The organism is Paradesertivirga mongoliensis (genome assembly GCF_024436395.1).
Classification (GTDB): Bacteria; Bacteroidota; Bacteroidia; order Sphingobacteriales; family Sphingobacteriaceae; genus Paradesertivirga; species Paradesertivirga mongoliensis.
Genome location: NZ_JAFMZO010000003.1, coordinates 615,538 through 627,412 on the forward strand (window position 1 = coordinate 615,538; position 11,875 = coordinate 627,412).

At 44.3% G+C, this 11,875-nt stretch carries 8 protein-coding genes; 4 read left to right on the forward strand and 4 right to left on the reverse strand.

All coding sequences use genetic code 11. From position 1 onward, the window contains the following. The first annotated feature begins 2 nt into the window (after positions 1-2). Together mrdA and rodA are read left to right on the forward strand one after the other, a co-directional pair. Entirely contained in the window at positions 3-1,934 is a 1,932-nt protein-coding gene (gene mrdA / locus J3P43_RS13950; protein WP_255903427.1) for a penicillin-binding protein 2, read from the forward strand. Further along, on the forward strand, positions 1,927-3,186 hold the full coding sequence (gene rodA, locus J3P43_RS13955) for a rod shape-determining protein RodA (protein WP_255903429.1): 1,260 nt from the start codon (positions 1,927-1,929) through the stop codon (positions 3,184-3,186). Before mrdA ends, rodA begins: the two co-directional genes overlap by 8 nt. On the opposite strand, the gene J3P43_RS13960 is transcribed toward rodA, so the two are convergent. Beyond that, on the reverse strand, positions 3,179-4,111 hold the full coding sequence (locus J3P43_RS13960; protein WP_255903431.1) for a DUF8457 domain-containing protein: 933 nt from the start codon (positions 4,109-4,111) through the stop codon (positions 3,179-3,181). The two genes, rodA and J3P43_RS13960, sit on opposite strands and share 8 nt — an antisense overlap. Before the next feature lie 94 nt (positions 4,112-4,205). Between J3P43_RS13960 and J3P43_RS13965 the strand changes: the two genes are divergently transcribed. Beyond that, a complete protein-coding gene (locus J3P43_RS13965; protein WP_255904041.1) occupies positions 4,206-4,793 on the forward strand; it encodes a thymidine kinase in 588 nt (195 codons plus the stop codon). Here the strand turns inward: J3P43_RS13965 and J3P43_RS13970 are convergent. The 3 genes from J3P43_RS13970 to J3P43_RS13980 all read right to left on the reverse strand — a co-directional run bounded on the left by J3P43_RS13970 (position 4,785) and on the right by J3P43_RS13980 (position 10,309). Continuing rightward, the gene (locus J3P43_RS13970; RefSeq protein ID WP_255903433.1) at positions 4,785-7,649 is read right to left on the reverse strand and encodes a S8 family peptidase; all 2,865 of its coding nucleotides are present in this window, start codon (positions 7,647-7,649) and stop codon (positions 4,785-4,787) included. The two genes, J3P43_RS13965 and J3P43_RS13970, sit on opposite strands and share 9 nt — an antisense overlap. Positions 7,650-7,713: 64 nt before the next feature. Next, a complete protein-coding gene (gene dacB, locus J3P43_RS13975) occupies positions 7,714-9,126 on the reverse strand; it encodes a D-alanyl-D-alanine carboxypeptidase/D-alanyl-D-alanine endopeptidase (RefSeq protein WP_255903435.1) in 1,413 nt (470 codons plus the stop codon). Positions 9,127-9,313: 187 nt separating this feature from the next. Next, the gene (locus tag J3P43_RS13980; RefSeq protein ID WP_255903437.1) at positions 9,314-10,309 is read right to left on the reverse strand and encodes an aspartate-semialdehyde dehydrogenase; all 996 of its coding nucleotides are present in this window, start codon (positions 10,307-10,309) and stop codon (positions 9,314-9,316) included. A gap of 264 nt (positions 10,310-10,573) precedes the next feature. Between J3P43_RS13980 and J3P43_RS13985 the strand changes: the two genes are divergently transcribed. Next, positions 10,574-11,866, forward strand: a complete 1,293-nt coding sequence (locus J3P43_RS13985) for an alpha/beta hydrolase family protein (RefSeq protein WP_255903439.1) — start codon at positions 10,574-10,576, stop codon at positions 11,864-11,866. Positions 11,867-11,875 lie beyond the last annotated feature (9 nt).

Genomic DNA, 11,875 nt, shown 5'->3' on the forward strand with positions numbered 1-11,875 from the left:
AAATGAACAGTTTCTTCCCCCGCAGGTATGTTATTCAGGGAATCTTCATAGCGATTGCATTAGTATTATTGCTGCGGTTGTTTTACATCCAGGTAATTGACAAAAGCTATTTACTCTCTGCCAAAGATAACGTTTTACGTCGGATACCTATTTTCCCCGCACGGGGACTGATCCTGGATCGTACGGGGAAAGTACTGGTTCAGAATGAGCCTGTATATGATCTGATGGTCATCCCGAAAGAAGTAAAGCCTTTTGACACTCTTGAGTTCTGCAGGCTAATCGGCATCGACAAGGTAGCCTTCGACAAGAAGTTTCAGAAAGCGATAAGATATTCGCGCTACACCTCATCCATCTTCGAAAAGCAGCTTTCGGCGGTAACATACGCGGCCTTTCAGGAGAAACTTTACGAATATCCGGGATTTTATGTGGTTAACCGCTCTGTAAGATTTTACCCCGACAGTATTGCTGCTCAATTCCTCGGTTATATTGGTGAGGTAAGTGAGCGCGATATAGAAAAGTCGGGCGGATTTTACCGCAAGGGCGATTATATTGGAAAAACCGGGGTTGAGAAGTCGTACGAAGAACTTTTAAGAGGCCAACGCGGTGTCCAGCAGCTCATGGTAGATGCGTTCAACCGCCCCAAAGGACACTTTGCCGATGGCCGTTATGACACGATTGCGGTATCCGGTGAGCGGCTGATCAGTTCGCTCGATAAGAACCTTCAGAAGTTCGGCGAGCAGCTGATGGTGAATAAGATAGGTAGTATAGTTGCTATTGAACCATCTTCGGGAGAAATTCTTGCCTTTGTAAGCAGTCCGAGTTATAACCCCAACCTGATGGTTGGCCGGCAAAGGGGAAAAAACTATAACAAGCTTAATACAGATCCTTTAAAACCTATGTTTATTCGCCCTATCCAGGCAGAATATCCTCCGGGTTCTATCTTCAAAGTGATTAATGCCTTACTTGGACAGCAATTTGGCCTGATAAAGCCAGATACGCGCTTCTTTTGCGGCGGGGGTTACTATTATGGCGGAAGCCGCCCAATGAAATGTACGCACGTCCACGGCTCATCAGACCTGGCGCGTTCTATTCAGGTGTCGTGCAACACGTATTACGGAAATGTCTATGCTGCCATGATCGACCGTTCTGGGATGAGACCGGTAAATGGATTTAAACGCTGGCGCGAAGGCGTAGCAAAGTTTAATATCGGATCGCGGCTGGATATAGATCTTCCGCACGAAAGAAAAGGTCTTTTGCCCACAGATTCTTTATACACCAAGCGGTATAGAAGCGATAAATGGCGGTCGGGCTACAATATATCGCTCTCTATCGGGCAGGGTGAGCTCGGAATTACTCCTCTGCAAATGGCCAATGTGGCGGCTACTGTTGCTAATCGCGGCTTCTTTTACAAACCCCATCTGGTAAAAGCTATCGGAGAAAAAAAATTCATTAAACCAGAGTACACAAAGAAAAACTACGTTGGGGTAGACGAGAAACACTTCGAACCCGTGATACAGGGAATGAGCATGGTGGTGAACCAGTTTCCTGGCACCGCTACGTATTCGGCCATCCATAATATCGAGATTTGCGGTAAAACCGGAACGGTACAGAATCCGCATGGTGACGATCACTCCGTATTCTTCGCATTTGCACCAAGAAATAACCCGAAGATTGCCATCGCCGTTGTGGTAGAAAATGGAGGCCATGGCTCTACCTGGGCAGCTCCCATCGCAAGCTTGCTTATAGAGAAGTACCTTACTGATTCTACAAAACGTGATAAGTATTATTTAGAGCGGATATTGAAAGGTAATTTACTGCCACGGCCAAAAGTTGCGCCCAAGCCGGCCCCTGTCAAAAAGCCCGACAGTACTTCAAATAAGCAAAAGCCCAAGCCTGCAACCACAAATAAAATAGCTATTTTAAGAAATGATTAATCAGCGAAGCCTTTTCTTCAACATAGACTGGATAATAATATTTATCTATGTGGCGCTATGTGTCATCGGCTGGTTCAATATCCATGCAGCAGTATACGACCCTCAAAACCCAAGCATTGTTGATTTGGATACCAATTATGGCAAGCAATTACTGTTTATTGTTACTGCATTAATTCTTGGAGCTGTAATACTTCTTTTAGACAATAAATTTTTTAACGCATTTTCTCCTATTTTCTATGGAGTAACCTTGATTCTGCTGGTTGTAGTACTATTTGTCGGCCGAAATGTAGGCGGGAATCAGGCATGGATTCCTATCGGGAGTTTCAGACTTCAACCCTCCGAGTTTGCAAAATTTTCTACTTGTTTACTGCTCGCAAAATACCTTAGCTCCACCAATCTTAAACTGCAGGATTTTCAGACTTTACTCATCTGCGGATTAATTCTGGTTATACCAACGGCATTAATTATGCTTCAACCAGATACCGGATCGGCGCTAACGTTTACTTCGCTGATATTTGTATTATACCGCGAAGGGCTTTCGGGTTACACTTTGGTAATAGGCGCCTTGTTTATTGCTTTGTTTGTGTTAACGCTTCTCTATAGCACATGGATTGTAGCAGGCCTGCTTATTGCGGTCGCAGCAGTTCTAATCGCATCCAATAAAAAGAATCGCTCCTTTATCACAACCATCGCCATCGGAACTGTTATTTCGATCATCTTTATTTTCTGCGTCGATTTTGCATATAATAGTATCCTTCAATCGCATCAGCGCAATCGGATTGATGTGATCTTGGGAAAAATTCATGATCCGCGCGGCGAAGGATATAACCTGAACCAGTCTAAAATCGCGATCGGCTCAGGAGGGCTTTGGGGCAAGGGATATCTGCAGGGAACGCAAACCAAATACGATTTCGTACCCGAGCAAAGCACAGATTTTATCTTCTGTACCGTAGGCGAGGAATGGGGATTTGCAGGAAGCTTTGTGGTGATTGCTTTATATGTAACTCTGCTCATTCGCATTATAAACCTGGCAGAGCGACAGCGATCTGCGTTTACACGAGTGTATGGATATGGAGTTGCCTCCATCCTATTCTTTCACTTCTTTATCAATATCGGTATGACCATAGGGCTAGTACCAGTTATAGGGATACCACTGCCATTCATCAGTTATGGCGGGTCATCGTTGATAAGCTTTACAATCCTGCTGTTTATCTTTCTAAAATTGGATTCTAACCGGATGGGAGTTATTTAGCAAACCTGCGGTTCAACAGTTCATAGAATTTATCCACTGTCTTTTGCTTATCTACCCAATTGTTCTTTGCTGCGTAATTTACCTTTAGAAAATTATCTGCAGCTTCAAACGAGTCAAAACGATTGATGATCTCTATAGCCTCACTATAAGCGAGGCTATATCCATTAAAAAGATCCTTTATGAAAAGCAGCTTATCGTTCAGATTAATGGCCGACTTTAGATCGGACAAGGGGGGCAACGGTCGGCTGGGTGATGCCGTTGAGGCCCGCTGTGCAGAGATAAGTTCGTTTAGTGTTGGTATTTTAACGTTCTCTTCTTTGTCCTTTTGAATATCGGTACTTGTTGGATTAACCGGAACAACCTCTTCCAAAACAGGCGCGTTCAAGGTTTCTTTATCGGCCGTGGCCGGCTCAGGATTATTTGACACATTGGCATCAGGTCTAAAGAATGTATTGAACGAAGTTTCCGGGATATGCTCTGCAACAACTTCCTGTGGCTCACTTTCAACCGGATGTTCTTCTTCTGAAGGAACCACAGGCTGAACATCGGGTTGCTGATATTCCTCAATTTGCGGGGCAGCAATAAGTTCGTGTTCTGCAGGCTGCTCAAAACCTGAATACTCCTCAGGAATTTCCTGCCTTATCAACTCTTCTTCGGGAGCAACAGTTTCCAAACCGCTTACACTTTCCTGATACGCTGCAGAATGACTTATATCAGCAGGACTCGCATTTGCTTCTTCCAGGCCAACAGATAGATCTAATCGCTTTAATACTTTGATGTGTTCTGCAAGAAAATCAGCATTAGCCGAAAGGAGCTCCAGTTCGAGCTCATTGAGCTTATCAGGTGACTCTGACAGATATTGATACTGCTCATTTATCTCGGTTAAAATGCTTCCTATTTTCCTGAATATAGTGTGTGCTTTCATCTTTAAGGATAACGTTTACAAGACGTTTATGTTGGTAACTCAGAATCCAAAAATAGGATTAAATTCTGATATTCGTTTGCAGAAAGGGTTAAACATGTTATTCAGCGAACTACATTTCAGGTCGGCAGCGGGGCCGCGTGGCAGCATTGAAGTGGTGTGCGGGTCTATGTTTTCGGGCAAAACGGAAGAGCTGATTCGTCGTTTACGCAGAGCTCAGATCGCCCGGCTGAATGTCGAAATATTCAAGCCCTTTATCGACACCCGGTACGATGATACGGCTGTAGTTTCGCACGATCAGAATTCTATCCCATCTACTCCGGTTGAACATTCGTCTTCCATTTTATTACTCGGCTCAAATACCCAGGTGGTTGGAATTGACGAAGCGCAGTTTTTTGACGATGGGCTGCCTGAAGTCTGTAAACGACTCGCATCAAAAGGGATCAGAGTAATTGTGGCGGGACTGGATATGGACTTTAAAGGAAATCCATTTGGACCTATGCCAGCATTGATGTCCATCGCCGAAGAGGTTACCAAAGTACATGCGGTTTGTGTAATCTGTGGATCGCCGGCAACTTTTTCGTTCCGAACGATCGCTAATGAAAGTAAAATTTTACTTGGAGAAAAAGAGAGTTACGAACCGCGCTGCAGGCTATGTTTCAGCCAGTCTGAAGATCTATTTTAAAACACTGATTTTAGTCGTTCTTACCTGATCGTTATATTTAAAACGATAGAAATAAACGCCGCTACCAATATCCGAAAAGAATCCACCCGAAAAATCATACTTTAAATAATGAACGCCTTTCCCATATCCCAGGCCGGGAATCAATGTTCTAACCCGCTGCCCCATCAGATTAAATAATTCAAGAGTAACCTTCCCCTGTTCCGGCAGTTCAAACCGAACAGTGCTTACGCCATTAGAAGAAAATAGCGGATTAGGATAAACCTCAACATTAAATGCAACTGCAGGTTCATTGGGGATAACCACGTTGAGCTTGTCGTATTTTTGCTGAGCAGCCTGAGCCGAGGCCTGTATATCCTGCAAATTGTCTCCGCCAATAAACGCAAAAGCCACTTTAACAGACCGGTTAGCGGGAATAGAATAAGGGCCGTATCCCGAAACAAAGGACACATCGACGCCGGTACTTACATCCAGTCCTGAAGATTGCACCCCGCTCGAAAGTGTCTCCCACTTTTCTGCGATGGTTAATTCTTCGTCGCTTAGCGGATTGTTCTGCACATCAAACGACAGCGGATAATAGGCGGGGGCAGCATTATTACTCAATAGTTTCACCGCAGCATAAGGCGCATTGGGTACTTCTTTATCATAAACATAAGCCAGACGTTCGGCAGGAATGTATTGCGTTGCATCGGCCCTGCCGCCAAGTATATCCCAATCGGTGAAAAGGCCGATATGAACATTCTTCAATTGAAAATTAGTGCGGTTAAGAACTTCATACTCCGCGATGATATATTTATCGTCGGGCGATTTCTTAAAGGCTGTCATCCTGTGAGTTACGGCAATCTCCAGACCTTTTGGATTTCCCCGGTCGTTAAATTGTGATTCGGCAACGATCGAATCAGCATTGTCAATAACCTCATAGGCCCTCACCAATTTAACAAAATGATCGTGAGTAGTAGAATTATCTGCCCGCGCATTATTCGAAACTCTCTCGGGCGAATTGCCAATCATTAACGCAGCCTCGTAAAGCAGCTGTTCGCCACGGTATTCAAAACCGAGCCCGTTTGTTTCAGATGGAGAACTATATCCGATTCTGCCGTTGCTTGTGATCGTGGTGGCAATAGAGTTGGTTCGAATATTAATAAAATCTTTCGATACGGTTAAAGAGAACCACTCAAAATCCTGGTAATTATTAGCAGCGTAAGTAAGCAAAAAGTCGACGTTCGAGTTTCCGGGTACTTCCTTCGGAATGATCACTTTGAAAGGGCCAACCTGGGTTTTCGTCTCCAATGTACCAATAGACGCAATGTTCGGCACAGACGAAAGTATTTTTATCTCGGGAATGGATGCACTTAGTGTAAGTTTGAGATTGCTTACCGGATAAAGGAAGTTCTTCAGATCAAGATACAAATAGAGCGTATCGGGACTGCCTGCATTGGCGGCAATTTTCTCCTCTTCTGATACGTTCTGGATTCTAACCGAAGGCGGGGTTTCTGTAAGCGCTTTCAGCACATTCACTCTCCCCTTTCCCAGCTGACGCGTAAACTGCGGGTTTTCATTTTCGGTATTGTCGGCAGTAACACGAACAAGTTCCCCTATTTGCTGCATATTAAATGCGGGGCGGTAGGCTTTAACCAAAGCCGCCGTACTTGAAATGATGGGTGCAGACATTGAGGAACCAGAACTCAAGCCATATCCGCCAAATACTGTACTCAAAACCTGGTTTCCCGGGGCTGAGATTGATATATATGGCCCGTAATTTGAACTGCTTGCCCTGGTCTTATCTGCGTTGACATTCGCTACGGCAAGAACACCTTTGTAAGCTGCGGGATACTCGGGAACATCTGTATTGCTGTTACCTCCCGCGGCTACCACCAGGCAGCCTTTGCTGATGGCATAATTCACAACATCCCTTCCAAAGCCGCCACCAGAGGTACTGCCCCATGAACAGTTAATGATATGGGCGCCCATATCTGCGGCGTATTTGATGCCCTCGTAACCGCGGGAAATCTCAGTACCATTGTTATCCGGACCAGCTTTTACGATCAGCAGTTTAGCAGTGTTGAACGCGATACTTGAAACTCCGGTTCCGTTGTCTGTTACCGCCGAAGCAATTCCACTCACATGAACCCCATGATCGTTTGAAGAACCGACAACGTTAGGGTTATTATCTTCATTAAATCCATTGTCGCCTGCAAAATCCCATCCCCGATAGTCATCCACTTTGCCGTTTCCATCATCGTCTACCTGATTTACCGGGTCGGCGGTATTGTAATAAATGTTTGCAGCCAAATCAGGGTGTGTTAGCTCAGAGCCACTGTCGACGATTGCAATAATGAGGCCTGATCCGTTTCTCACCAGGTCCCAGGCCTGCGGAGCTTGCAACTGTGGTAAATATGTTTGTTCGGGAAATCGTGGATCGCTTGGGAGATAGTTAATCCGATGGACATAGCGCGGTTCTGCGTACTCTACGTTCGGGTCTGCTAATATCTCATTGATCACGGCTTCGATATTAGCCGAAGTACTGATTTTAACCTCGTAGATTCGTCCGAGCCCCACCTCATCGTCAGGCTTACGAAGCGCTGAGGTACGAAGTGAAGATATCGGCTGTGAAAACATCTTTCTTTGAGAAACAACCGACCTGGATTTTACATTATGATCCGGCAACGTAACGGATTTTGTTTTTGAGGAGCTCCCTGCAACCGCTTTAAACTTGACGATCAGAACGCCGGGTACGTAGTCCTTTACGGTTACATATTTGGGCAGCTTAAACAATTTCGAGGCAGGTACCGGAGGATTCTGCGCCTGAACAATCAGTATATTAAGACACAGAAAAAGGGCTGGTAAAAGTTTTTTCATTCAGGTGTGTTTCCAGAATAAAGGTATTTATAAAATGGGAGATGGAAATAAGAAAATTCCTGATTTATTTCAATTCATCCAGCACCTTAAACATCTTTTGCTTAATTGCCGAAGTACTCCCATTATAGTTATTGGTTATAAAGGTAAATACCAGGGGTGTTCCGGAAGACGATTTATGATAGCCGGTATAAGCCAGGACGTTCCGGATACTGCCACTTTTCATCTTTATCTTATTATTTTCCGGAAGGCTTTCATACAAAGAGCTGTACCAGGGTTCTTTTGCCGCCGATTGAAGAATAGAGGCCATGGCCAGGGTTGTTATTCTGTTTTCAGGGGATAATCCGCTCCCATCTAAAATAGCTAAAGCGTTCGGATCCATTTTGAGCTTTGAACTCCAGAATTTCTTAATCTCCGAAATACCATTTTCTGTGGTTGCAGCTTTACCTTGCTTTAGGGCGATCGACTTAATTAAGTTTTCTCCGTAAAGATTGAGGCTTTTCTGGTTTAACCAGTATATTATTTGTCTTAAAAGCGGCGACTGGTACTCATCAATAACAGTCGCCGGTGGAAGAAACTTCTCTTTTTCCAGATCAAGCAGCCGCGCAGTGGAGGCTTGTCCGGCTATGGAAATACCATTATCGTCAAGAGCACTTTTCAATTCTCTGGCAAGAGTTAAAGCCGGATCAGGCATCGAGATCATGATTGTCTTTTTCAGATCGATACCATAAGTTCCCCGCAAATAGACGATATCTGTATATGGAGCAGAATACGCGTAAACATTGTCCCCGCTTCCGGCATTACCGGTGGTAACTTCGTTAACGAGCTTTAAGTCGGTTGAATTAGAAACCGCTCCCAGAAGTTCGGTTTTATCTCCCGCTTTTACCCCTGCCCTGAATCTGACACCAATTTCATTTTCTTTCCAGCTTAGAGAGCTCGCACCCGCGCCGTAGTAATTGCCGATATCCTGCCATATCCAACCAAGCGGTGTAATTTGAGTGCCGAATAACGAGTCATCGGCAATCAGGCGGCCGTTTATCTTTTTAATTCCGGCTTTTTTTATTGCGGCCGCCCAGCGATTCAAAAGGGCTTCCGGCTTTGATTGAGCATACCTGTCGCTTCCCAGAGTTGGATCGCCTCCTCCCCTTATAATTAAATCGCCGTTAAGGATTCCGTTCACGATGGATCCGTTATAACACAAAGTGGTTTCCCATCTAAAATCCTGGCCCAGGATGTGAAATGCGCTTGCAGAAGTTACCACTTTTAAAGTTGAGGCCGGCGCTAAGCCGATATGACCATTCTTAGAAAAGACAACTTCACCTGTTTTTGCATTAAGCACCGTCAAAGAACTTAAGCCGTACCTAAGCTGCGAATCATTTTCAAATCTTGAGTAGGCAACGTCTATGTTAGGTACGCTGGTTTGCGCACATGATACCTGAGTTAGGATGAGTAGTAAAGGAAGAAAGTGTTTTTTCATCATTATTTTACATTGAATTCCCTGGTTATCGGCTATTAGACGCGTCTGATGAAAGCTATCCAACATTTGAATCATCGGATAATTATCCGAACGGCCTGAGTCGCCCGATGACTAACTCCCGACAAGACTATAACAAAAAAGGTGGCTAAATCTTATCATTAGCCACCTTTCAAATGTAAATAAAACAAGATTATTTATTCAATAAACCCTGCTTTACTAAATATTCTGCAATCTGAACCGCGTTAGTAGCTGCTCCTTTACGAAGGTTATCTGCAACTACCCAAAGGTTTAAGGTCTTATCCTGCGACTCATCGCGACGGATACGTCCTACAAAAACCTCATCCTTCTCATGGGCATCTTTTGGCATCGGGTATTTCGCATTCGCGGGATCGTCTACTACGATCACACCTTCCTGCTGCTCCAAGATACTGCGCACTTCGGCAAGGTCAAAGTCGTTCTCAAACTCAATATTTACTGATTCTGAGTGTCCTCCCATTACAGGAATACGAACAGTAGTTGCAGTAACCCTGATCGAGTCGTCTCCCATGATTTTATTCGTTTCCTTGATCATTTTCATCTCCTCTTTGGTGTATCCATTGTCCTGGAATACATCAATTTGCGGAATTACGTTAAGATCGATCGGGTATGCATAAGCCATAGGTCCATCAACCCCTTTGCGCTCGTTCATCAATTGCTCTACCGCTTTAACGCCCGTACCCGTAACCGACTGATAGGTTGACACTACCACTCTTTTGATTTTATATTTCGCATGAAGCGGTTGTAATACCACTACCATTTGAATGGTTGAACAATTCGGATTCGCAATGATCTTATCTTCTGCGGTAAGCACATGAGCATTAACCTCTGGCACAACCAGTTTTTTGCTCGGGTCCATGCGCCATGCTGAGGAATTATCAATTACAGTAATGCCTGCTTCCGCGAATAACGGAGCCTGCTCCAATGAAGTGCCGCCGCCTGCCGAGAATAATGCTACGTCAGGTTTCATCTTAATTGCATCTTCCACTGTTACTACTGTGTATTTCTTACCCTTGAAATCCACTTGCTTACCAGCACTTTTGGCTGATGCTACGGGAATCAATTCAGTAACCGGAAAATTGCGCTCTGCTAAAACTTTTAACATCACCGAACCTACAAGGCCGGTAGCGCCTACAACTGCGACTTTCATCTGTTTTGTTAAATTTATTTGTTTGTTTTTTTAATATCCGGCAAAGATGAAAAAATATCTACTCTTCTCAGCCATTTAAATGGATATTTTCCCGGCTAACAAAGAGTTAGCGCATTTAATGACGGTAATTTTACAACTCAGAATATTTTAACAGAGCTGAGACAATTAGTCGGTTCATAGCTTTGAAATTTTATAGTTACATATTGAAGTGCATCTATATGTTTCTTTACATTTGAATACCAGGCCTATAAACCGATTTCTGACATGCATTGCAATCTTTCTTTAAAACTCTTTTCGGCTATCATAATTATTGTTTCAAACGCGTTTGCGCAGCAAAAGCCACCCGCCTCTCAGGTTGCCGGAATCCCGGTAAATTATGATGAAGCATTAACAGGAGATTACATTTTGCCGAATGTCTTGACGTTAAATAATGGGAAACAGGTCAAAAGCATCAAAACCTGGCAAAAGCAGAGGCGACCGGAGATTCTGAAATTTTACGAGGAAAACCAGTTTGGGAAAATGCCACCGCGCCCCACAGCTTTATCATTTAATGTGTTTGATAAGGGAACGCCAGTCTTTGAAGGAAAAGCGATCCGAAAACAAATAACAATTTACTTCACGGAAGATACTTCCAGGCATAAAACAGAACTGCTTATTTACCTGCCTGCAAACAAGAACACACCTGCTCCCTTACTGCTGGTTGTAAATTTCTCACAAAATTCAAATGCTACAAACGACCCGGGGGTAAAACCATCACTGACTTGGACCAAAGAAGGAAGACGTGTGCCTGCGACTACCGGAAGAGCTTTCGGCAAACTTGATGTCGAAAAATTCGTTTTGGCAGGATTCGGAATTGCAACTTTATGCTACACCGACATCGAACCCGATGCCCTCGATGGAATTTTACATGGAATTCGCAGAGAATATTTGAAAAACGGCAGCACCCAACCTGCTCCGGATGAATGGGGCGCTATTTCTGCCTGGGCCTGGGAAATTAGCAGGGCGATTGATTATTTCGAAACAGATAAAGATATAGATGCTAAACGAATAGCCATTCAGGGCACTTCGCGTCTTGGGAAAACAGTATTGTGGGCCGGTGCATCCGACCCGAGGATTGCCATGGTGATAGCAAGTTGCTCTGGTGAAGGGGGCGCTGCCATAAGCCGTCGCAACTACGGAGAAACAATCAAACACCTTACCGCCCCCACCCGGTATCCTTATCAGTTTGCTGCTAACTATCAAAATTTTGCCAGCGATTATAATTCCTACAAAGTAGACGGACATATGCTGGTTTCGCTGATGGCTCCGCGCCCGGTACTGTTACAAACCGGCGATACGGACGTTTGGTCTGATCCGAAAGGAGAATTTTTAGCCGCTGCAGCCGCAGAACCGGTTTATAAATTATTCGGAAAAAGCGGCCCTGGTAATGATATCATGCCTAAGCCTGGAGATCGTTCTATGCTTAATCCCCTGGGATATTTTATGCACGCAGGCGGACATGGAACTATTCCATCCGACTGGGATGTTTACCTTGAATTCATGAAAAAATATTTATAAGCGACATAT